The following is a 20,865-nucleotide window of genomic DNA, read 5'->3' as shown; positions in this document are numbered from 1 at the left end:
GGCTTAGGCGTGTTCGTCGTCGTACGCTTTTTCGTCCAGGTTCGCCTCGCGGAGCTTCTGGCTGCGTTCCAGCCACGGCCCCACTGCGTAACCGATAACGACGCCGATACCCACCTCGGCGGCCACCCAGACAGCCGTCCACAACGGGTGGGGGCCAATGTCTGTGAGCCGGCCGATTCCGGCCGAACCGCGGGCGATCCACGCCAGTCCCGCGCTCAACAGACCCGCGACGGCGCCAATAAACGCGCCGAGAAACAGCGTGGACACCGCAGCCGTGAACCAGCGGGCCTTGACCTTGATGGAGAGCCACTCGTCAAAGTGGTTCTCGCCTTCGCGCAGGAACCACCAACCGGCCACGATCCCCGCCACCACGGGCAGCGCCAGGGCCATGCCGCCGAGGTCGAGCTGTCCGGCGGGCAGCCCACCGAAGATCGGGACGGCAGGCAAAGGTCCGACGGCGGTTCCCAACGGTCCCGCGGTGGAGCCGACGCCGAGGGAGAAGCCCGCGCCGGAGGACCACGCGAGTGTGAAAATGACCAGGTTCGGCAGGAAACCAAGCTGGGCGATGGTGAGGACTGCGCCGCCCAATGCTCCGGCCTTCAAGCCTTCATAGACGGCGATGATGTCCGTCCAATGCCACACGATATCCACGGCCAGGAGCACGGCGGCGAGCGCGACTGCGGCCATGGTGGCCACGAATCCGGCCTTCAACGCCGAACCCACGTACGAGCCGGCCCAGCGCGAATGTTGGCTGGTCTTGGCGAGCCACTTGACGGCATCCACACCGATCAGGCGGCTCCAGGAACCGGCCTCGCGCCGGGCGCCTACCACCAGTCCCAGGCCGAAGGAGATGAGCGGAATGGACATGGCGAACCACAGGTTGATGACCACGTCCGAGGTCCGGCACACGAACCCGGTCGCGGCACCGAAGGCTGCGTAAACAAGCCATGCGCCGAGGAACGCCTGCCACAACTGGTCCGTGTACGAGGCCCGGGCCAGGCGACGGCCCGCCCGCCACGCGAGCAGGAACGGAATGAGCGTCAGGCCCAGGGGAATCAAGGATAAGGACCCGGAGCCGGGCTGGCCTGCAGTGCCCAGATTGACCTGGGCCAGATGCAGCGGAACCCCATGGATCAGCAACCACGCCTGGCCGGCCAAACGGGCCAGGGCATCCACGTTGCGGTTCTGGAATCCGTCCGTTGCCCACACCCCTACCAGGGGCAACACCACAACGATGGCGGAAATGAACGCTGCCTGCGCCGCTTCCAGACCACCCTGCAGCCAAAGGGGCATGGGGAGGCCACGGTTTCCGGTCTGATCAGCGCGCAGTTTCATCGTGATCTATCGTGCCACGGTGGGCTCCACTCCCCCGGCAGACTCCCGGTAGTACGGCGAATTCCGGAGCTTTTTCCGCGGTCCGGCCGTAAAATTGGAGGTGTTTTCACAGACTTCATAAGCCCGGAAAATCATCGAAGCCGGGAACTAGGAGCGGCCAATGGATAGGTGTCACAACTAACTACTGAAAGTCGTACTAGCAGCTGGTGCAACCAGCTACGGATACTCTCCAGGTTGCACCAGCCTTCTTATGCCCCGTTGGGTTTCGCCCTTTTGGTTGCCGCCGAGGGGTGAGCTCCCGGCGTTTTGGCGCTGGCATAGCGCCGGGGAACCCACCTCTCGTGAACGGAAGTACCGCACTGTCGGAGTAGCTCCGACGTCACGATAAGGCTGTTTGACCACTTGTATGGAGGTGGGCGCAGGCGTTCGCCATCCGCAGGCGAACCGAAAGCTCCCCACATGCTCGACTCGAACGACTCCTTCAACTCCCGTGTGATGGAAGCAGCCAACACCATCAGGCTTGCCGATTTCCGCGGTCCTTCCACGGGACGAAGGCTGTTGACTACGGCAAGCGGCCGGCACGCCTTGCCGCGGACACGCATGCTGCCGCTGGGGTTGATCTGCTTTGCAGCGTGGTCGGCTTCGGTATTGACTGGGGAATATATGGACGCTGGTCCCGAAATTCACCGCATCGGTCTCGCAGTTCACGTTGTGGCTCTGGTGCTGGCTTTCGGCACGATACTGGTGGTTGATTGGCTCGGCCTCCTCTGGATTCTCGGCAAAGTGGCACTCCATGAACCGGGCAAACTCGAGTCTGTGGCACGACCTCTGATCTGGGGCGGTATCGCGTTGCTGCTGGCTTCGGGAGCAACGATCAAACCCGACCTTGGCAATCCGGCGACGTGCATCAAACTTGTGAGCGTTCTGGTGCTCATGCTGAACGGCCTAGGCGTCAGTCCTGCCATGCATAGGTTGATGTCCCTTCCGCCCCAGACACGTTTGGGAGGGCTGGGCCGGAGGCTGCGGGCGCGGATCATGATTGCTGCAGCTGTGTCCCAGGGCTGCTGGTGGACTGCCGTCCTGGTTGGCCTTGTCAATAGCACGGTGCGTCGTTGGGCAGGACAGTAGGCAATCGTGGGCGCCTCTTGAGGCATCTCCGGAAAAGCCCAAGCGTATTCCCTAGACGATCCGTCTCCCGTCAGGGGCGAGCCTCTTGCCCACATGTTTGGGGGTGCGAAGAACAATGGATCGGTCAACAATCTCAACGTAGGGAAACCGTTGGCCCATCTGCTTTTCCAACCGGGTCATGTCTTCCACCCGCCTCAGCCACACCGACATAACCAGCGAGTAGAGACCACCGGTGGTAACAACCAAGCGCGCTTCGTCCAGGCCAGCAAGGCTGACCGCGACAGACTCAACCTTGGTGGTCGGGACACGCAGGAAATACCAAACGCTGATGGGCCACGGCGTGAAGGTCCGCGCAACCTCCAGCCGTACCACCACCCGCTGGTGGCCCAACACGTTCGACAAGGCATTCTTTGCCCGGGCAGGCGAAATGTTCAACCACTGAGCGATGTCTGCAACCGAGGCCCGGCCATCGACCAAGAGCATGCGGATCAGCTTTTCCTCCACATCTGTGGGTAAGGCAGACGGCGCGGGACCCAACGGGGGAACTGCCCGTTCCAGAGTCTTCACCTCTTCCTCACCCAACGCACGCAGTCGCCAGCGTTGGGCATCTGTAACCAACGTGATGACTCGATGCGTGCGCGTACCTCGGATGCCTGGCACCCCAGGAATCCTGTCAACAAGGAACGCTGAAAGTTCAGGATCACTGCGGCAGAGCACGGTGATAACAAGGTCGCGTCCACCCGCTGTCTGGTCGACGCTGATCACCTCATGGATCCTCGCAAGGTCATCGACAATGGCTGGGAGCGCAGCTGGTTTGCAGTCCACTTCGACGATGGCGCCAACGAACCTCGTACCGGCCCCAATATAGGACGTCATCCACGCCAGGCCGTCCTGCTGCAAAGCAGTCCACCGCCGGGCCAAGGTCACCGCATCGGCACCCACGATGGGCGCCAGGGACGTCCACGAGGCCCTTGGTCTCACCTGGAGGGCATGCAACAAGCGCAGATCGCGCTCGTCCAGATCGAAATCCTGCATCGCTGGTGCACTTTCCGGTTTTTCCTGCGTTTGCCGTGAATTCAATCACGCGAGCCCTAGTTTTGGGGCCACTGTCTTCCCCATCCTGAAAGAAATGCCATGCTCGCACAGGTCCTGCCTGTACTGTCCCGCTACGCGGCGCTCGATGACAAGGAGCTCATGGAGCTTGTTCGTAACGGAGACCGGGCGGCCTTCGATGAACTGTACGGTCGACATCGAAAAGCGGTCGCATTCGTGGCCCTCAAGGAAACCGACAATAGAAATGATGCCGAAGACGTCGTCGCCGAAGCTTTCCTGGAGGTCTTCCGGGCGCTCGCGGTCGGGACGGGACCACGGGAGCACTTCAAGTCCTATGTCCTCACTATTACCCGCCGCATGGCCCATCGCCGAAACCAGCTGGCCCGTCGCGGCAAGGCTCTGGAGCGCGACCGGGCTCTGGAACCAATTCATCCGCATGCGGAACAATCCACAGTGAAAGAAGACTCCACCATGCTGTTGCAAGCGCTGCGGTCTCTTCCGGCGCGTTGGCAAACGGTCCTGAAATGCATCGAGCTGCAGGACATGCGTCACGCTGAGGTTGCCGCAATGCTTGGAGTGAGTCCAAACGCGGTTGCCTCGTTGCTCATCCGGGCAAGGGAGGGGCTACGGGTCGCCTACCTGCAGCAGCATGTTCGGGCTGCCGAGTCAGACAAATGTGCCAGGGTCCGCTGGCTACTCGCAAGGCTCGCCAGGAAGACCATCGGGTCCTCGGAACGGAACCGCGCTGAGAGCCATCTGGCTGTTTGTCCGCGTTGCAGGACAGTGCTCTCCGACCTGCGGGACATTCAAAGCTTGATGAGAGTCCGAAATCACGGTCGGACCGCGTCACGAATCCCGCCCCCACCGGACTTATCTGCTGGGGCAACTCCGCCCCTTTAGGACAATGGCAGAGAAAAGAGACACCCATGGGACTTTTTGAAAATTTGCAGGGCAAGGCCCAGGACCTCATCGCAGGCAACGAAGAAGCCATCCAGGACGGAATCGAAAAAGTCGGCGATTTCGTGGACGAAAAGACAGACGGCAAGTTCGCCAGCCAGGTTGAGCTCGTTCAAGGTGCGGCCTCGGACTTCGTGTCACATATCGACGGCGAAAATGAAGAAGTTGGTCCCGCGGAAGACACCCCCCAGCAGTAGCGCAGCCACTACCTCCGGCAACTCGAAACCACGAAGCCCCCGAAAGTTCCTTCACGGAGGGCCTCCACCTTCGTGGTTGCCTTCGAAGCGATACATAGACCTTCAGTTTGAAAGGACCAATATGGTCAGCCAAAAAGCCACAACACTTCCACATCGACATGACCTGGAACCCGCCCCAACCTTGGCTGCCAAACTGGGCGCCGAGGCCATCGGAACATTTATCTTGGTGTTTGGTGGCGTAGGCACGGCTTTGTTCGCGGCAAATTTCCCGGACAAGTCAAACACCCTGGGCGTTGGATTTCTGGGAGTGTCGCTGGCCTTCGGACTTACCGTCGTGGCGGGAGCGTACGCCTTCGGACACATTTCCGGTGGGCACTTCAACCCGGCAGTAACCATCGGCATGGCTGTTGCAGGGCGTTTCCCCGCAAAGAACATCCCGGCCTATGTGATTGCCCAGATTGCGGGCGCCGCTGCCGCATCAAGCGTGCTGGCCGCGATTGCAACCGGTGGCCCCGACGGCTTCTTTGCGGCCGCACGTGCTGGCGGATTCGCATCAAACGGTTTCGGTGATCACTCCCCCGGTGGGTTTGGGGTTGGTTCGGCACTGGTCATCGAATTCGTTTTGACCGCAGTTTTCGTTCTGATCATCCTTGGCGTCACGGAGAAGCGGGCAACGCCAGGATTCGCAGCCCTGGCCATCGGCTTAACCCTGACTCTTATTCACCTCATCAGCATCCCTGTAACGAATACGTCGGTGAACCCGGCACGTTCCATTGCGACGGCCCTCTGGGCCGACGGCTGGGCAGTCGGTCAGCTTTGGGTTTTCGTCGTTGCCCCAATTGCCGGCGGCATCGCCGCCGCAGCCCTCTATCGCCTGGTGCGCCGGTCATAGCGCACTCCGCCTAGGCTGCCTCGATCCGCCCGGATTCGCTTCGTCCATCGGCCCAGAGGCGGTCGCTCGACGGCGGCGACCCTCACGGCTGCGGCCCGTAGATGAACTCCTTGGCATGATTGACGGCCTTCTTGAACGCATCGTTGCGCAAGGAGACTTGGTCGCGCGATGAACCGCTGCCGGGCTCCATGAACGTGGTTGGCCCCGGCCGGAGGATCCAGATGTCCCCCGCTGGCGGGAGGTAGAAGACGCCGAAGGAACGATGCTCCGGATCGTCCGTCCAGATGGGAACAACGGCCACCGCTGCACCCGTATCCACGTTGATCCACTGGGCGCGGGGCATGGGCTGCTCATGTACTTCGGGGTCCAGGAACGGCGCCGTCCCCTTGCCCCAGCGTTCCTCAAAGCGCTCGTAAAAGGCGGGCATCAGGTGGCTGTCGTAGGAACGCCAGGCGCTCATGTGGGTCTCCTTGGATGTGTACGGCGGAGTGGTGACCAGCGGGTAGGTCCGAAGCTGAGGGGTTGCTGCTCCCGCCCAGGTGCGGGCCCCGCCGTCGTTCGATGGACGCGAACGCTGACGGGAGTTCCGGACCCGCGCGTGCGACCCCGGTCGTAAGCCGCCCGCTTTACTGGGTCCGACAAAACGACGTACGCCTGCATGACGGCGTGCAACTGCTGGAGGTCGAGCGCCTCGGAGGCACCGTCGTCGTGCGTCTTTTGGCGGATGTCCGGGTGGTGCTGCCGCAGCAAGGCGCGGTATGCGCGGGCGATTTCGCGCGCCGACGCGGTTGGCGCCACACCGAGGATCGCGTAGTAATCAGGTTCATTCACCAAGGCCGGTTCCCGGTGGACGTGCGGTTGATTGGGAGATGGCCCCCGGCGGCCTGAACGTGTCAGGGCCGGGGGCCATCCTTTCGGGAGGCAACGTCGGGGGCCGCGCTTCCTCTGCGCAACAAGCGCTATGGCGTGGCGCGAAGCCTGCGCCCATTTCTCCGATGCGGCCGGTCGGATGCTCTCCCGCTTGCACGCTTCGCGTTGGCTGCGTGGCCTCCGCGAAGCGAACTATCAGGCGTTGATCTCCTGACGTTGTCCGGTGGAGCTGATCTCGATGCGTCGCGGCTTGGCCTTTTCGGCGACGGGGATGCGGAGGGTCAGGACGCCTGCGTCGTAACTGGCGTTGACGCCGTCCGTGTCCAGGGTGTCGCCGAGGATGAGCTGCCTGCTGAAGACACCTTGGGGCCGTTCGGCGGCGATCAGTTCCGTATCTTCTCCGGCGGGCGACTTCCGCTCCGCCTTGACCGTGAGGACGTTGCGTTCCACGTCCAGCTCAATCGACTCGGGGCTTACTCCGGGCAGGTCGAGAGCAACAATGAATTCCTCGCCGTCCTGCCAGGCGTCCATCGGCATCCCGGCAGGCCGTGCTGTTGTGCCAAAAACCTGTTGGGCGAGCCTGTCGAATTCGCGGAACGGGTCAGTGCGCATCAGCATGTGGTTCTCACTCCTTTGGATCTTGATGCTGATTCTGTTGTGGTGCCAGCCTTCCTGATCTGTATTGGCTGGTATAGATTTTTTATAGCACTCAGCTACGAGGGCTGCAAGTGGATTTTTTGGAGATTTTTGGGAGTGGTTTCGTGGCAGGTTTTCCGGCGGAAGCGCACGACGGCGGCTTGGCTGGTCCGGCGCCGGGCGGCGGCTCCGGCGCGGCTGCTTCGCGGGACGACCTGGGGGTCTACGCCATCTCCGTAGCGGCCGAACTAGTGGGCATGGGTCAACAGAACATCCGCCTGTATGAGCGCAAAGGGCTGCTCACTCCCGAAAGGACCGACGGCGGCACGCGGCGCTACAGCGAACGGAACCTGGTGACACTGCGACGGATCGGGGTGCTCCTGGACGAGGGGCTCAACCTGGCCGGCGTGAAGCTGGTGCTGGAGTTGGAAGCTACGAATCGCGGGCTGGTGGAGGACAACCGTGGGCTCACCGAGGACAACCTCGAGTTGCGGGCGGACAACCGTGGACTAAGGAAGGATTTGAAGCGGGCGCGGGGAGGGGAATGAGTGCTGAGAGCTCGCCCCCTCGTGAAACATCAGAAGATGGCCGTCATGCCTTGCCAGCCCTGACCAACCCACGTGGAGAGCGGCCACGACGGACCGCCGCTGCCTGCAAACAACCAGAGCGAGCCCACAGAGTCCCTGGCCAGAAGGTCCGCCTTGCCGTCGCCGTTGAAGTCACCGGGGCTCACCAAGGTGTTCATGACGTTCCAGCCCTGCCCGATTTGCCGCTGGGGCAGCCATCCACCGTAACCGTTGCCGGGGTAGAGCCACAGGGCTCCGGCACCATCACGAGCGGCAAGGTCAGCCGTGCCGTCGCCGTTGAAGTCGCCAACGCCGGTGATAGCGGACATGCCGGACCAGCCTGATCCGACCTGCACCCGCGCCAACCAACCACCGGAGCCGTTGCCCGGGTAGAGCCACAAGATGCCAGCGGTGTCGCGGGCGAGTACATCCACCTTGCCGTCGCCGTTGAAGTCACCAGGCGATGCGAGGGCAGTCATCCCTGACCAGCCCGAACCGACTTGGACCTTCGGCAGCCAATCACCAAAACCGTTACTCGGATACAGCCACAGAACTCCAGCGCTGTCGCGGGCCAGGATGTCTGGGAGGCCGTCGCCATTGAAGTCACCAGGAGCGATCAACGCCGTCATGATGTTCCAGCCGGAGCCCACTTGGACACGGGGCAACCAGCCGCCGGAGCCGTCCCCGGGATAAAGCCAGAGCGCTCCCGCAGCATCCCGGGCCAAGACGTCAGTCTTTCGGTCGTTATTGAAGTCATTCTTGATCGGCGCCTGAAGGGACGTGTCAATAACCGTCACCGAGTTACTTCCCTTATTGGCGATGTACGCATTGCCCCCATCCAATTCGGCAGCAGCGGCTACTGGATTGCTACCTGTCCGAATAGTGGCGGTGACGTTTGCGTAGTCAATGACTGTGGCTCCCCCTGCGAGGTTCGGGACGAACACCTTGGCCCGATATCTGTCCCCCGCCATAATGCCGGACGGACCGTTGGTTCCAACTTCGGCGACCCTTCGCTTGAGTTCGGCGTCAAACACCATGACTGAGCCACCCTCGCTCCCGTTGGAAGAGGCAACGTAGACACGGCCGTTCCCGTCACTGAAGATGTCGCCAAGCTTCTTGAACGTCTCAAGCACGGTCGTGGTGGCATTCGTCATGCCATCGATCAGCACTACGGCAGAGCTGTTCTTACCTGTGGTGGTGACGTAAATCTTGTTGGTGTAGCGGTTCGCTTCGACAGCCTGCACCGAGGCACCCAGGTCAACGATGGTCTTCGCACTGGTGGCTCCATCAATCACGGTGACCGAGTTGCCGTTGGCGACATAGACGTTGTTGTTCGTTGAGTTGACGGTCATGTCCTTAGGGGGCGCCAGCAGGGTCACTGTTTTCGTTGGATCGCCGACGCCCATCACTGTTACACCAGTTTTGAAGGCAACATAGACCTTCCCGTTCCACTGGTTGACCACGACGTGCCGGGGGTCCACGCCCGTTGGATCTGTTCGAACAACACTGTTTGTTTGGCTATCGAGAACGGCAATGCTGCCTGCTTTGCCAACGCCGGCAGACACGCTCACATAGACCCAATTGCGGAACACGGCTACGTCCTGAGGAAGACCTCCGACGTCCACTGTGGTGACTTTGCGCGTGTCCTTATCGATGATTGAGAGGCCCGAATCCGTGGCAACGAATACCTTGCCGTCATCATCGACAGCAATGGCATGCGGAGCGGTTCCAACAGGTATGTCTCCGCCGTAAACGTCGGCCACTGCCGGCGACCCGACCAGCAGCGAAACTGCGAGCGAAACAACAACGGCGAGCGCCGCCGTCGTGCGTTTCAAGTGTGACTTTCCAATTCCGGACACAGTTGAATCAGACGCGATAGAACCCATGGGACCCCCAGAAAATGAGACGCGACCGCCGCGTCGATGAGCGGAGTCTACATGGTTATCAGGAAACTCACAGAATCGCCGTCATCCCACTCCATCCCGTGCCCACGCGCGAGGCCGACGGCCACACGGAGCCGCCGGCTCCGGAGTACAGCCACAACTCCCCCGCCGTATTGCGCGCCAGGATGTCGGTACGGCCATCACCGTCGAAGTCGCCGGGACCCACGAGTGAGTTCATCGAATTCCAGCCCTGCCCGATGGCCTGGCGCGACAGCCACCCGCCACCACCGTTCGGCGGGTACAGCCAGAGTGCGCCCGAGGAATCGCGGGCAGCGATGTCCGGTAGGCCGTCTCCGTTGAAGTCGCCAACGCCAGTGATCTCGGACATGTCGGACCATCCTGAACCCACCCACATCCTGGGCAACCAGCCGCCGCTGCCATTGCCGCGGTACACCCACAGTGCGCCACCGCGGTCGCGCGCAGTCACGTCCACAAATCCTTCCCCGTGGAAGTCAAGCCCCTCGATCGCGCTCATGCCTTCCCAGCCTGTGCCGATCTGCACGCGCGGTTTCCAGCCAGCGGACCCGTTGCCCGGGTAGAGCCACAGGACCCCCGACGTGTCACGAGCCATGACGTCCGGGAATGAATCACCGTTGAAATCTCCAGGAGCGATTAAGGCAGTCATCACATTCCAGCCGACACCAACCTGAACTCGCGGCAACCACCCACCGGAGCCGTTGCCCGGGTACAGCCACAGGACACCGGAGGCATCCCGAGCGAGGAGGTCAGCGAACGAGTCGCCGTTGAAATCGTTCTTGGCCGGAGCTGGAGCATCGGAGTCAATGACGGAAACGGAGGCGCTGCTGGTGTTGGACACGTAGACCCTGCCCGTGGAAGAGTTCACGGCTGCTGCAACTGGCTCCTGCCCTGTGAAGACAGCCGAGGCGCTGTTGTCCGCGCCGTCAACAATGGTTGTTCCCCGTCCGGACATGGGGACGTAAATCTTGTTGTTCTCCTGATTGACCACAATGTCACGGATAAGCGAAGGCGTGACGACCTGGGCGATCTCAGTGAGGTTGGCGCCGTCAATGACTTTCACGTAACCGTCGGTGGAATTACTGTCCGCAGCAACATAGATCCGGTTGTTGGCCGGGTTGACCGCCAGGATCCCGACCTTGCTCGAAGTTTCGAGCTTTCCGGTGGTCTTGTCGGTTGTACCGTCGATGACGCTCACGCCCGCACCGTACCTGCCGAGCGTGGTGTAGTAGATCTTGTTGGTCGCCGGGTTCACGGCCACGGCGAGAATTCCTCCAGCGCCAATGATGACGTCGCCAGTAACGCTCCCGGCGGCGTTGATTACCCTGATGGTTCCGCCGGAGTTCACGTACACCTTGTTGGTGACATCATTCACCACAATGTCCTGCGCACCGCCGGATAGCGCGACGGTCGTAACGGCGTTGGTCGCACCATCGATGATGGCAACACCGGCAGCCACACCAACGTAGATCTTGTTGTTCGTTTCGTTGACCGCCACGACTCCAGCCCCGGAGCCCACGGGCACTGACGTTACCGCCCGCGTCAGACCGTCGACCACAGCAACAGAGCCACCGATCTCGCTGACGTAGACCTTGTTCGTTGCCGTGTTCACCGCGACGTCCACCGGCATGTCGCCTGAGTACAGGTTGCCGGCACCAGTTGAGCCGTCGATGACAGAAACACCCTCAAACGTGACAACATACGCCTTGTTCGTCACTGGGTTCACTGCAATGTCCCCCGGACGGTCCCCTACCGAAACCACGTTAACCACGGCATCAGCCGAAGCAACACCCGGCGAGACCAGGCCGGCGAGTAACAAAGCCAGCCCCAGGCCGCCCGCGACGACACGCGCCGCTGCCAAGCGCCGCCGTCGTACGCGATCCGAACCTGTATCAAGCGCGCGCGAATGATCCCCAGCAGCAGTCATGGCAAGACCCCCAGAACTTTCGACGCCCAGCACGTCGGATGCTGGCAGTCTACGCGGGGGCTCCGACAAAGAACACAAACCTCCTGTTAACCAACTCTTCCTCCACAGGCCACCCGATCGAACCCGCAACGCCAACCGCCCCGACCACCGTGGAATGCGTGAGGATCGCAATCGTCGCCGAATCATTCCTGCCGCTGATGAACGGGGTAACGCACTCGATACTGCGGGTGCTGGATCATCTGCAGGAACGCGGGGATGAGGTGATGGTGATTGCGCCGTCGACGTCGGACACTGATGTTTCGAGCGTCGTGAAGGGTGCGTATGTGCACCGGCTTCCGTCTGTGCCGCTGGCCGGTTACACGAACGTGCGGGTTGCGTTGGGTGGTGTGAATCGGGTCAAGCGAATCCTTGCCGATTTCTCCCCCGACGTCGTTCATCTCGCCTCCCCGTTCGTGCTCGGCTGGCGCGCTGTGCAGGCCGCCAACCAACTCGGCATCCCGACGGTTGCGATCTATCAGACCGAGGTTCCCAGCTACGCCGCCCGATACGGCGTGCCGTTCCTGGAGAACTGGGCCTGGAACCGCGTGGACAACATCCACCTCCTGGCCACCCGCACGCTGGTGCCTTCCACGTTCGCGCTCAACCAGTTGCGCGGGCGCGGCATTCTTCGCGTGGATATGTGGCGGCGCGGCGTGGATACCGCGCGCTTCAACCCGGCAAAACGTTCGACGGCGTGGCGCAGCTCAGTTGCGCCCGACGGCCAGCGGATCATCGGCTACGTCGGGCGGCTCGCGGTGGAGAAGCAGGTTGAGGACCTTGCCGTGCTGAACGGCTTGCCGAATACGAAGCTCGTGATCGTGGGAGACGGACCGCAGCGGGCCGCCCTTGAGGCGCAGCTGCCGGACGCTATTTTCACGGGCTTCCTCGGTGGCGAATCCCTCGCTGAAGCCGTTGCCTCCTTCGACCTTTTCGTCCATCCCGGCGAGTTCGAGACCTTCTGCCAGACCATCCAGGAAGCCATGGCGTCGGGCGTCCCCGTGGTCGCAACCGGCCGCGGCGGCCCCCTGGACCTCGTGGAAAACTCCCGTACCGGCTGGCTGTACGAGCCGGGCAACCTCGCCCAGCTGCGGGGCTACGTGCAGGACCTGATGGGCGACGACGCCAAGCGCCGCGCGTTCGCAACGGCAGCTACCGCTTCGGTCCAGGGCCGGACGTGGCCGGTGCTCTGCGCCGACCTGGTGCGGCACTACGACGAAGTGATGAACGGCGTGACTTCCGATTCCGGGCCCGATACCGGCTCCGAACTGACTCCAAGCAAAGGACCTTTCTCATGAAGATCTCCGTGATCGGCTGCGGTTACCTCGGCGCAGTGCACGCCGCCACCCTCGCTTCGATGGGCCACAACGTGGTGGGCATCGATGTTGATTCGCACAAGGTTGAGCAGCTGAACAAGGCGCTTGCTCCCTTCCACGAACCCGGTTTGGACGAGCTCCTCGGCGACGGACGCACCACCGGCCGGCTCGTGTTCACCACGGACTTCTCTGCCGCTGCGGATGCCCAGGTCCATTTCCTCTGCGTGGGCACCCCGCAGTCCAAGACCTCGGACACCGCGGACCTCTCCTATCTGATGAGCGCCACCCGGAGCCTGCTGCCGCACCTGGCCAAGGGTGCCGCCGTCGTCGGGAAATCGACCGTGCCAGTTGGCACTGTGGAAACCGTCCGCGCCGTGTTGGCCAGGCGGTCCGACGTGCTCCTCGGCTGGAACCCCGAGTTCCTGCGGCAGGGCACGGCGGTGAAAGATTCGCTGGTGCCCGACCGCTTGGTTTACGGCGTTCCGGGCGGCAAGGGCGCCGCCGCCGGTGCGCCTGTGACCGCCGTGCTGGATGCCGTGTACGAGCCGCTGATCACCGCCGGCATCCCGCGGTTGGTCTGCAACTTCGCAACGGCGGAGCTGATCAAGTCAGCGTCGAACGCGTTCCTGGCCACGAAGGTGAGCTTCATCAACGCGATGGCCGAACTGTGCGATGCGTCGGGCGCCGATGTCAGCGAACTCAGCGAAGCCATGGGCCTGGACCCCCGCATCGGCAACCGGTACCTGCACGCCGGCCTCGGTTTCGGCGGAGGCTGCCTGCCCAAGGACATCCGCTCGTTCCGCGCGCAGTCCCGCGAGCTCGACGTGCCGTCCGTGGATGAGTGGATGGCCTTGGTGGACACCGTGAACCTGAACCAGCGCTCTCGGGCCGTGGACGTGGCCCGCGAAATGTGCCGCGGATTCCTCTCCGGCCGCACTGTCACCATCCTGGGCGCAGCCTTCAAGCCGGACACCGACGACATCCGCGACTCCCCCGCGCTGGACGTCGCCGCGCAGCTCGCCTCCGCCGGCGCGCATGTGACCGTCACGGACCCGAAGGCCATCAACAACGCCTGGATCCGCTACCCGCAGATCCGCTTCGAGGCCTCCACCAAGCGCGCCCTGGAAGGCGCCGAGCTGGTGCTGCTGCTCACGGAGTGGAACGAATACATGCACCTTTCGCCGGTTGAGGTTGGGGCACTCGTACGACGCCGGATGGTGCTGGACGCACGCAACGTGCTCGACGCTGAGGCCTGGCGGGCGGCCGGCTGGACGGTCCGCGGCTTGGGTACCGGCGCTGCGGTCGCGGCGGAGGAACGGGCTGGGGCCGCTGCTGGCGAGCGGGCTTCGGGTGAGTCCGCGCCGCGACGGAAGCACGCGCGAGCGTAAGTTCCCGTGGGCTGGGGCGTCAGCGGTTGCTGGCGTCCCAGCGGTTCTGGACATCCAGCAGGAACTTGATGCCGGCATCGGTGGGCTGGGGATTCATGCTCTTCCACATTCGAGGACCCCACAATGCCAGACAATCCAGAGGGCGACGCGCGTGGAAGTAGATGTCCCGGGCCAAGTCCAACGGAATTGCGGCGTTCCCGGCCTTGAGAACGAAACCGTGGAAGGACAGGTCAGCACGGATTGCTTCGTCCAAGTTCTCCCATTTCGGCTTGCTGCTCGTGAGCTCCCAGTGGACCACAAGCCTCGTGACGACTTCATCCGCTGGCGTATCCGGCGACGCTACACGGGCTGCCAGAAAGTCCCAAAGGTCGGCGGGGTCGCGGAGCACCCGTCGACCCGCAGGAGTGAGCAGCAACTTGTTCTTGTTCTTCCGCAGCAGTTTCCAGCGCTGTAGTTGCTCGCGAAGGTCGCTCACGTGAGGAATGTTGACCTCGTTGCGGCCTGTCCCGTACCAGTCCTTGTCCCAGTTCAGCTCAGTCATCATGCGCTTAACGATCGCTGGCTTGAGCCATCCTGCAGCCGTCAGATCCAGCCCATCTGGATGAGCTTCCCCGAGTAGCCAAAGTATCGGCGCAAGGACAGTGTTCATCTCCTCCAGCGAAGGTGCTTCTGCCCAGATCCGTCGAGATAGCCGGTCCAGGTCAGCATTGACGGCGTGGAGGTCGAATACGGTCGGATCGAAGTTCTTCGCCTTCTCGCTGGTCACCCATTCCAACCAGCCAGCGGCGTCCTGATGCTCCGGGTGTTTTGTGTCGCCTATGACGCGGACAAGATTGGAGTAACCACCAACACCGCCCGAGTCTTCCAGCGGACCACGCATCGCGCCAGCCACGCAGACGATGGCCTTCTCTGGGAGCTCACCCCCGCCGACAACCTCAATTTCATGGGTCCAGTGGTCACCAAAGTCGTACACGTATTCAAAGGGCGACCTGCCAGGAGAAGCCGGGTTAAACAACTCAAGCACCCCAACCTCCGTTGCGGACTCGGCGCCTTCGGGAGACTCGTCGTCGAGTATGCCGATGGCTCGCTTCCTTCCGTCCTCGCCCTTTCCGTGGAAGTCGAACAAGTGCGCGTTCTTCCAGCCGAACGCTGCCTGGATCACTTCGTGCAAGTCGGCAAGCGTGGCGGTCTGCGGGAGAACCAGTTGCCGCCAGATCAATGGCTCGGTCTCACTGATGGAGATGCGCAGTTCGATGGCGGGAACCTTGGTTGCAGTCATATGCTCCATTCTGCCAGCGGGCCCACCAGGCGGAATGCCCCCTAGACGATCCCGCGCACCACCTAATTTTCCCGGATCACCACCTAATTTCGGCCGAGTGGATCTAGGGAGGCGCATTCCAAACACCTAGACCGATTTTTCGGGTCCAGAATTCGTGCATGATGACACGCATCTTCCCATGGGCACTCCGTCTTCTTGGCTGCATCGTCGCAGCCTCCTCCGCGATCTCCGCAAACTTGTTGTGGCTCGCTCCCCCGCCGGAGGGACTCAAGGTCCTGGATCCGCAGACCCTCAAGACCATGGCCGTTGTGTCGCTGGGAATTTTGGGTGTCCTTATCCCCCTGGCAGTAGTGGTCACAAGGGCGGTGAGGTATCCGCTGCTCAAAGCGGCCGCCTTCGCTCTCGCGGCATTCACCAACGCCATGACCCTCGGTCCGGACATCGTGGTGGAGTTCCAAGACATCTCGTCCACAGCGGCGGAGGTCTCAGCCCTTCTTCTGACGGTGGCGAGCCTTGTGGTTTACATGGACCGCGTGCAGAACCAGGTAGCCGCCCGCAAGTCCACCACCTAGACGCCGCCTCCGAGCACCTATCTTTTGCTCCACGTCCGATAAAGACAACCAGAACAGGTTGAAGCCAGCCCGTTTTCACCACCTAGAAAAATCAAAACGACACCTAGACGCAAAAATCGCCCTTAGGCTCACTGTGTGCTTCCGGGGCGGGAGACCCGGTGTCCGGCGGGAACCCCCACCCGCTCCAGGCGTAGGAAGCATAGGGCACGGTTCCGTTGGTTACCCCAAAGCGGAGCCGTGCCCGCCACGGACACGCAAGCGCACCAGCCGGTACACGATGCCCACGGCAAACATCAGTACGCCAAGCCCGATCGAGAGCGGCGGCAGCGTTGCCACGAGCACCACACAGGCCACTGCCCCCAACACCTGAAGCACCTTCGGATAACGCCGGTCCTCAGCGGGCTGGGTGAAGGCCGCGACGTTGGCCACAAAGTAATACAACAGCACCCCGAACGACGAGAAACCGATCGCCCCACGCAGGTCGGCCACCGCAACAACAACACAGATCACGACGGCGATCGTCACCTCGGCCCGGTGCGGAACCTTGTACCGGGAATGAACGGCTGCGAGCGCGTGCGGCAGGTCGTGCTCGCGTGACATGGCCAGGCTCGTCCGTCCCAGTCCGGCCACGAGGGCAAGCAACGCCCCGAGCGAAGCAACAGCGGCGCCTACGCGCACCACCGCTGAGGCCCAGCCACTTCCGACGGCGGCAGCCAGCGGAGTCGCGTTACCCGCCACGCCGTCTGGGCCGAGCGATGCCAGCAACGTCACGGCGATCACGGCGTACACCAGGATGGTGATACCCAAGGCAATGGTGATGGCCCGCGGAATGGTCCGGCGAGGCTCCATGACTTCCTCACCCATGGTGGCGATCCGCGCGTATCCGGCGAACGCAAAGAACAGTAACCCGGCCGACTGAAGGATCCCGTACCAACCGTGCGAGAGCAGCCCGTCGCCAAGGATGTTGCCGGGATCAGGCGAACCACCCCAACAAGCCGCAACTGCGATCCCGAGGGCGAGCAGCACCGCGATGACCAACACCCGCGTCAGCCCCGCTGTCCGCGTCACACCGTGATAGTTCACGGCCGTCAAAAGGACGACGGCGCCAATCGCCACCGGCCGCTCCCACCCGGGCGGCGCGGCGTAGGCAGCGAAGGTCATCGCCATTGCTGCTGCACTGGCTGTCTTGCCGATGACGAATCCCCAACCGGCAAGGAATCCTGGCCAGGGCCCCAGTCGCTCCCGCCCGTAGACGTAGGTCCCTCCCGATGTCGGGTAGGCCGCGGCGAGCTGCGCCGAGGACGTCGCGTTGCAGAATGCAACGGACGCAGCCACAACGAGTCCCACGAGCAACCCGGAGCCGGCAGCCGCAGCAGCAGGCGTGAAGGCTGCGAACACGCCCGCCCCGATCATGGAGCCCAGGCCGATCAAGGACGCCTCAAAGGTCCCGAGCCTACGGGCCAGGGCGGGTGGGTTGTTCACCCAGCCAGCCTATCCAGAGTCACTGCGGCGGAAATGTATTCCCAACCAAGATGAAGAGACTTGTCCGTGAAGTTGCTCCGGTCTTCCTGAGGGCGTTGGAGATATGGTTCTCCACCGTTCTGGCGCTGATCCGCAGACGCTCCCCGATCTGTACGTTGGAGAGGTACCCGGCCAGCGCAGCGATTTCGATTTCCCGCTCGGTCAGGGCGCTGGCCTCGAAGGTGTTGAAGGAAAGTTGCTCGTTCTCTGAGGGGAACCTGGCAGCGAAGGCCGATGACGCCGTGGCCAAGGCTTCAGCCGATGTCGTATCCCCTTCGAGTACGTGGCCCCGGAGTGCACTCCGGAGCAGCATGCCCACTTGGTACACATCCTGGTCCGGCTCGTAGTGCTTCAGCAGCAATCCGAGGAGCTGGTGATCGGTCTCCACCACTGCGGCAGCGATAGCCACGAACTGATCATGAACCAGGATCCCGCTGTCCCTCAGCACTTTCTGCAGCAAGTCCAGGACCCTGCGCCCCGGAGCCAAACAGGTGCACAGCAAGGCCGTCATTTTCGCCTCGAGAACGTAGCCGCTCTTGAGTTGCCGCTTGATGAGTTTGCTGGCGTCCTTGTCGAAAGCCGCGGGCTGCATGTCCGAGGTGGTGACCAGGACGTAAGGCCCTTTGCCAATCCCAGGCAACGGCCCGACGTCGGGCATTTCAGAGCGGGCCTGCGATGCAATGGAAAGCGTAGGCGTGGTGGACGTGGTGGCTTGGCGAAGGCCGGCGAGCCGGAGCATGGCGTCGTAAAGGAGGTCCACCACAAAGCCGGGACGGCCCATGGCGAAGACGCTGCTCATGAGATATTCCGCTTCGTCGAAGTAGCCACTGTAGAGCAGGCCGTGGACAGCAACGTAGCTGCTGGTGACCACGCCGAACTGGTCCAGGTTCTTTCGGGCTTCGGCGCGCCATTCCAGCGCGAACACCAGCGACTCATCCACACGCCCGGCGGCGAACAGGGCATAGCCGTGGATGAAAGGGCGGAGATGCGGGAAGAGCTCGTCGTTGTCGACGTCGTTGATGAGTTTGAGCGCGACTGTGGGCCGGCACCGGTACAGCTCAAGCAGCGCCTGCGTCAGGACCTCAAAGGTCCGTGCGCCCACTTCTGGCACACCAGCCGGCTGTTCGGGCACCCGTCCGTGGGAGGCACCGAGGAAGAGCATGGCTGCTTCCGCGTCAGCTTTCAGCTCCGGGTTGGCGTCCCCGAAAGCCTGCAAAACCTCGACGGCGGCACTCGCGCCGCCCGCCGGTATCGCAAGGAGGGCCTTCGTGATGGTGAGGAACAGCAACTCGCTGGGGTCGGCGTCGTCCGTTGGCGTTTCTGTCAGGACCCGTGCGGTCCGCACGGGATCGACCGGCGCGCCCCAGTAAACGCGCAGCAGCGCTGCCGCGTTGGTGGCCGTTTTGTTAGCTTCCCAGCGTTCGAAGCGGGCACGTTCGCGGACAGCATTGTGGTCTTGGAAGTGTCGCGCTGTGACAGCGTCGTCGTTGCCGCGTTCAAGCCGCAGGGCCGAGAGGGCCCGTGAGAGGCAGTCGGCCGTGGAGGTTTCGTCCCGCGTAACCTGCGGTGAGGATTCGAGGAGCCCTGCGATCCTGCTTCGCAGCAGGTGCCGGTCACGCAGTGTTCGGCGGCCACGGAAGTAGTCCACGATCACGGGCGGGCTGATCGCGGCGATGGTGCCGTTGTGGTGGTCGTCCATGACGGAAAGGAAGCCTCGGCGTTCCAAGCGGTCCAGAACGTCCGGCGAGACGATCTTCTGCAGGACGTCGATCCGCGCCGTACCCAGGATGGCCATGCTGTGCAGTGCGTTGACGTCCTCTTCGGGCAGTTCGGCGAGGAGTGCCTCGACGGTGCCGCTGAGGTGGTCGTTCCACAGGGTGCCGGCGGACATGTGCCACATGCCATCGCGCCGGACCAGGAGGTTGCTCAGCAGTGCCGTCTCCGTAATCCGCACGATTAGCCGCGGATTACCGGCGGACTTGGTAAGGATTCGTGCCGTGGTGTCCACGTCCGCGGGACCGCCGAGTACCTTGGCGATGAGCGCATGCACTTGCTCGTAATGCAGCGGATCCAGCTGGACTACCGCCTCGCGGCCCTGGTTCAGGACAGCCAATTGACCGCGCGTGAAGTTGTGTGTCTCAGGCGCCGTGGCGATCATCGGTGCGAACGACTGCTGGCGGACAGCCTCCAGCACCGCGAGCGACTCGTTATCCAGGAGCTGGATGTCATCCACCATCATCAGGTGCTTGCCCGGCTTGGCGAGCTGGCTGACCATCACATCGGCGAGGTCCAGGACGCCGCTCCGGCCTGGCCGCATCTCCATGCCGAGGCCCTTGACGGCTGCGTAAGGGATATTGCGGTGCGTCCGGAGCCCGGTCACCGAATGGATGGTGAAACCGGTCTTCTCGGCGTTCGCCACCGCGCTGGAAATCACCGTGGTCTTGCCGCTCCCGGGCGCACCGATGACGCGCACGCCAATGCCGCGTCCCACGTAGTCGAGGATGCGCTGCACCTCAATATCGAACACCCTGCCCAACCTTCTGTCTCCGTTGACCACTGTCATGCGGTTCACCCCGGAGACTAAGCCCGAAAATCGGGACTAGGGGTCCAAAAGTGCCTTGCACAGGCGTTTTTGGGCGAAATTAGGTGGTGATTTCGCAAAATTAGGTGGTGGCGCGGATCGTCTAGGTGGTGGTTTTCGGGCTCGGGTTGGCTCTGGCTGAAGGTCGGGCGGATCATCGGTACCCCTTGCGTGATGGTGTCTTGATGTACACGCTATGGGCTGGGGGAATCGAATTACATGGGTGTAATTCGCTATGTGGATATGTGTTCGACTGTCTTGATAAGCACTAGTAGATATATACGATGGGTACGACGAAAGCAGGGCGGGTCAGTGGGGGGAGCCAGTGTGGCTGTCACAGCTTCAATGGCCAAGGCAGATCTGCTTTCACTCATAGAGCAGGTGATCGCAGACCGCACTGCAGTGGAGATCGTTTCGAACAAGGGCAGCGGCGTCCTGATCTCGCTTGCAAAATACGAGGCCCTGCAGGGAACTGCCTATCTTCTGCGTACCCCGGCCAGCGCTGCCCCCTCCTCGAAAGCATCGCCCAACACAGGTCTGGTGGGGCGACTCAACGAGAACTGGCCGAGTAAAAACCCTTGGCTTAGCAAAACCCTTGGGTTATAGGACAGAACGTGTGTATGGCAGGGGCGTGCTTCCCAGTGCCGGCGTGGGGAAATCCGGGGTGGCTAAGCTTTTGAAGCTTAGTGTGG

19 protein-coding genes are annotated in these 20,865 nt (G+C 62.6%); 9 read left to right on the top strand and 10 right to left on the bottom strand.

The window, feature by feature from the left end; translation table 11 throughout:
- Nucleotides 1-3: 3 nt before the first annotated feature.
- Nucleotides 4-1,335, bottom strand: a complete 1,332-nt coding sequence (locus ACIPV6_RS08290) for a DUF6350 family protein (RefSeq protein WP_400270415.1) — start codon at nucleotides 1,333-1,335, stop codon at nucleotides 4-6.
- A gap of 459 nt (nucleotides 1,336-1,794) precedes the next feature.
- On the opposite strand from ACIPV6_RS08290, the gene ACIPV6_RS08285 reads away from it, so the two are divergent.
- Nucleotides 1,795-2,463 (top strand): hypothetical protein, encoded by a 669-nt coding sequence (locus ACIPV6_RS08285; protein ID WP_400270414.1) that lies wholly within the window; start codon nucleotides 1,795-1,797, stop codon nucleotides 2,461-2,463.
- 51 nt (nucleotides 2,464-2,514) lie between these two features.
- Here the strand turns inward: ACIPV6_RS08285 and ACIPV6_RS08280 are convergent, their stop codons facing one another.
- Entirely contained in the window at nucleotides 2,515-3,498 is a 984-nt protein-coding gene (locus tag ACIPV6_RS08280) for an Lrp/AsnC ligand binding domain-containing protein (RefSeq protein WP_400270413.1), read from the bottom strand.
- A gap of 99 nt (nucleotides 3,499-3,597) precedes the next feature.
- On the opposite strand from ACIPV6_RS08280, the gene ACIPV6_RS08275 reads away from it, so the two are divergent.
- From ACIPV6_RS08275 to aqpZ, 3 genes are all read left to right on the top strand, one after another.
- Nucleotides 3,598-4,416, top strand: coding sequence for an RNA polymerase sigma factor (locus tag ACIPV6_RS08275; RefSeq protein WP_400270412.1), 819 nt, complete (start codon nucleotides 3,598-3,600; stop codon nucleotides 4,414-4,416).
- A gap of 26 nt (nucleotides 4,417-4,442) precedes the next feature.
- Entirely contained in the window at nucleotides 4,443-4,670 is a 228-nt protein-coding gene (locus ACIPV6_RS08270; RefSeq protein WP_400270411.1) for an antitoxin, read from the top strand.
- A 181-nt stretch (nucleotides 4,671-4,851) separates the two neighbouring features.
- Nucleotides 4,852-5,562, top strand: a complete 711-nt coding sequence (aqpZ, locus tag ACIPV6_RS08265; RefSeq protein WP_400270410.1) for an aquaporin Z — start codon at nucleotides 4,852-4,854, stop codon at nucleotides 5,560-5,562.
- Nucleotides 5,563-5,644: 82 nt separating this feature from the next.
- Here aqpZ and ACIPV6_RS08260 read toward each other — a convergent pair whose 3' ends face one another.
- The 3 genes from ACIPV6_RS08260 to ACIPV6_RS08250 all read right to left on the bottom strand — a co-directional run bounded on the left by ACIPV6_RS08260 (nucleotide 5,645) and on the right by ACIPV6_RS08250 (nucleotide 7,050).
- Nucleotides 5,645-6,022 carry a hypothetical protein gene (locus ACIPV6_RS08260; RefSeq protein WP_397325342.1) on the bottom strand — a complete coding sequence of 126 codons (378 nt, stop codon included), beginning with the start codon at nucleotides 6,020-6,022 and terminating at the stop codon, nucleotides 5,645-5,647.
- Entirely contained in the window at nucleotides 6,019-6,393 is a 375-nt protein-coding gene (locus ACIPV6_RS08255; RefSeq protein ID WP_400270409.1) for a J domain-containing protein, read from the bottom strand. Before ACIPV6_RS08255 ends, ACIPV6_RS08260 begins: the two co-directional genes overlap by 4 nt.
- Nucleotides 6,394-6,627: 234 nt before the next feature.
- Nucleotides 6,628-7,050 (bottom strand): Hsp20/alpha crystallin family protein, encoded by a 423-nt coding sequence (locus ACIPV6_RS08250; RefSeq protein WP_400270408.1) that lies wholly within the window; start codon nucleotides 7,048-7,050, stop codon nucleotides 6,628-6,630.
- 143 nt (nucleotides 7,051-7,193) lie between these two features.
- On the opposite strand from ACIPV6_RS08250, the gene ACIPV6_RS08245 reads away from it, so the two are divergent.
- Entirely contained in the window at nucleotides 7,194-7,616 is a 423-nt protein-coding gene (locus ACIPV6_RS08245) for a MerR family transcriptional regulator (RefSeq protein WP_400270407.1), read from the top strand.
- A 29-nt stretch (nucleotides 7,617-7,645) separates the two neighbouring features.
- On the opposite strand, the gene ACIPV6_RS08240 is transcribed toward ACIPV6_RS08245, so the two are convergent.
- Together ACIPV6_RS08240 and ACIPV6_RS08235 are read right to left on the bottom strand one after the other, a co-directional pair.
- Entirely contained in the window at nucleotides 7,646-9,469 is a 1,824-nt protein-coding gene (locus ACIPV6_RS08240) for an FG-GAP-like repeat-containing protein (RefSeq protein WP_400270406.1), read from the bottom strand.
- A 118-nt stretch (nucleotides 9,470-9,587) separates the two neighbouring features.
- Nucleotides 9,588-11,480, bottom strand: coding sequence for an FG-GAP-like repeat-containing protein (locus tag ACIPV6_RS08235; RefSeq protein WP_400270405.1), 1,893 nt, complete (start codon nucleotides 11,478-11,480; stop codon nucleotides 9,588-9,590).
- Between the two features lie 158 nt (nucleotides 11,481-11,638).
- On the opposite strand from ACIPV6_RS08235, the gene ACIPV6_RS08230 reads away from it, so the two are divergent.
- Together ACIPV6_RS08230 and ACIPV6_RS08225 are read left to right on the top strand one after the other, a co-directional pair.
- Entirely contained in the window at nucleotides 11,639-12,814 is a 1,176-nt protein-coding gene (locus ACIPV6_RS08230; protein WP_400270404.1) for a glycosyltransferase family 4 protein, read from the top strand.
- The gene (locus tag ACIPV6_RS08225; RefSeq protein WP_400270403.1) at nucleotides 12,811-14,220 is read left to right on the top strand and encodes a UDP-glucose dehydrogenase family protein; all 1,410 of its coding nucleotides are present in this window, start codon (nucleotides 12,811-12,813) and stop codon (nucleotides 14,218-14,220) included. Before ACIPV6_RS08230 ends, ACIPV6_RS08225 begins: the two co-directional genes overlap by 4 nt.
- A 19-nt stretch (nucleotides 14,221-14,239) precedes the next feature.
- On the opposite strand, the gene ACIPV6_RS08220 is transcribed toward ACIPV6_RS08225, so the two are convergent.
- Nucleotides 14,240-15,499 carry a plasmid pRiA4b ORF-3 family protein gene (locus ACIPV6_RS08220; RefSeq protein WP_400270402.1) on the bottom strand — a complete coding sequence of 420 codons (1,260 nt, stop codon included), beginning with the start codon at nucleotides 15,497-15,499 and terminating at the stop codon, nucleotides 14,240-14,242.
- 158 nt (nucleotides 15,500-15,657) lie between these two features.
- Between ACIPV6_RS08220 and ACIPV6_RS08215 the strand changes: the two genes are divergently transcribed.
- Nucleotides 15,658-16,071, top strand: coding sequence for a hypothetical protein (locus ACIPV6_RS08215; protein WP_400270401.1), 414 nt, complete (start codon nucleotides 15,658-15,660; stop codon nucleotides 16,069-16,071).
- A 219-nt stretch (nucleotides 16,072-16,290) separates the two neighbouring features.
- On the opposite strand, the gene ACIPV6_RS08210 is transcribed toward ACIPV6_RS08215, so the two are convergent.
- Both ACIPV6_RS08210 and ACIPV6_RS08205 read right to left on the bottom strand, forming a co-directional pair.
- Nucleotides 16,291-17,553, bottom strand: a complete 1,263-nt coding sequence (locus ACIPV6_RS08210) for an APC family permease (RefSeq protein WP_400270400.1) — start codon at nucleotides 17,551-17,553, stop codon at nucleotides 16,291-16,293.
- Between the two features lie 19 nt (nucleotides 17,554-17,572).
- Nucleotides 17,573-20,155 (bottom strand): LuxR C-terminal-related transcriptional regulator, encoded by a 2,583-nt coding sequence (locus ACIPV6_RS08205; protein WP_400270570.1) that lies wholly within the window; start codon nucleotides 20,153-20,155, stop codon nucleotides 17,573-17,575.
- Between the two features lie 237 nt (nucleotides 20,156-20,392).
- Here ACIPV6_RS08205 and ACIPV6_RS08200 point away from each other — a divergent pair, with 237 nt between their 5' ends.
- On the top strand, nucleotides 20,393-20,779 hold the full coding sequence (locus ACIPV6_RS08200; protein ID WP_400270399.1) for a type II toxin-antitoxin system Phd/YefM family antitoxin: 387 nt from the start codon (nucleotides 20,393-20,395) through the stop codon (nucleotides 20,777-20,779).
- The last annotated feature ends 86 nt before the right edge of the window (nucleotides 20,780-20,865 follow it).

The organism is Paenarthrobacter sp. NPDC089988 (assembly GCF_044748465.1).
Lineage (GTDB): Bacteria > Actinomycetota > Actinomycetes > Actinomycetales > Micrococcaceae > Arthrobacter.
This window is presented reverse-complemented; position numbering and strand designations above follow the sequence as displayed.

Bases quoted from the DNA above. Each gene is read 5' to 3' on its own strand.
- ACIPV6_RS08275 (WP_400270412.1), top strand. From the start codon at position 3,598: ATGCTCGCACAGGTCCTGCCTGTACTGTCCCGCTACGCGGCGCTCGAT.
- ACIPV6_RS08260 (WP_397325342.1), bottom strand. From the start codon at position 6,022: ATGAGCGCCTGGCGTTCCTACGACAGCCACCTGATGCCCGCCTTTTAC.
- ACIPV6_RS08200 (WP_400270399.1), top strand. From the start codon at position 20,393: ATGGGTGTAATTCGCTATGTGGATATGTGTTCGACTGTCTTGATAAGC.
- ACIPV6_RS08285 (WP_400270414.1), top strand. From the start codon at position 1,795: ATGCTCGACTCGAACGACTCCTTCAACTCCCGTGTGATGGAAGCAGCC.
- ACIPV6_RS08290 (WP_400270415.1), bottom strand. From the start codon at position 1,335: ATGAAACTGCGCGCTGATCAGACCGGAAACCGTGGCCTCCCCATGCCC.
- ACIPV6_RS08280 (WP_400270413.1), bottom strand. From the start codon at position 3,498: ATGCAGGATTTCGATCTGGACGAGCGCGATCTGCGCTTGTTGCATGCC.
- ACIPV6_RS08220 (WP_400270402.1), bottom strand. From the start codon at position 15,499: ATGACTGCAACCAAGGTTCCCGCCATCGAACTGCGCATCTCCATCAGT.
- ACIPV6_RS08205 (WP_400270570.1), bottom strand. From the start codon at position 20,155: ATGACAGTGGTCAACGGAGACAGAAGGTTGGGCAGGGTGTTCGATATT.
- ACIPV6_RS08270 (WP_400270411.1), top strand. From the start codon at position 4,443: ATGGGACTTTTTGAAAATTTGCAGGGCAAGGCCCAGGACCTCATCGCA.
- ACIPV6_RS08215 (WP_400270401.1), top strand. From the start codon at position 15,658: ATGATGACACGCATCTTCCCATGGGCACTCCGTCTTCTTGGCTGCATC.
- ACIPV6_RS08250 (WP_400270408.1), bottom strand. From the start codon at position 7,050: ATGCTGATGCGCACTGACCCGTTCCGCGAATTCGACAGGCTCGCCCAA.
- ACIPV6_RS08235 (WP_400270405.1), bottom strand. From the start codon at position 11,480: ATGACTGCTGCTGGGGATCATTCGCGCGCGCTTGATACAGGTTCGGAT.
- ACIPV6_RS08225 (WP_400270403.1), top strand. From the start codon at position 12,811: ATGAAGATCTCCGTGATCGGCTGCGGTTACCTCGGCGCAGTGCACGCC.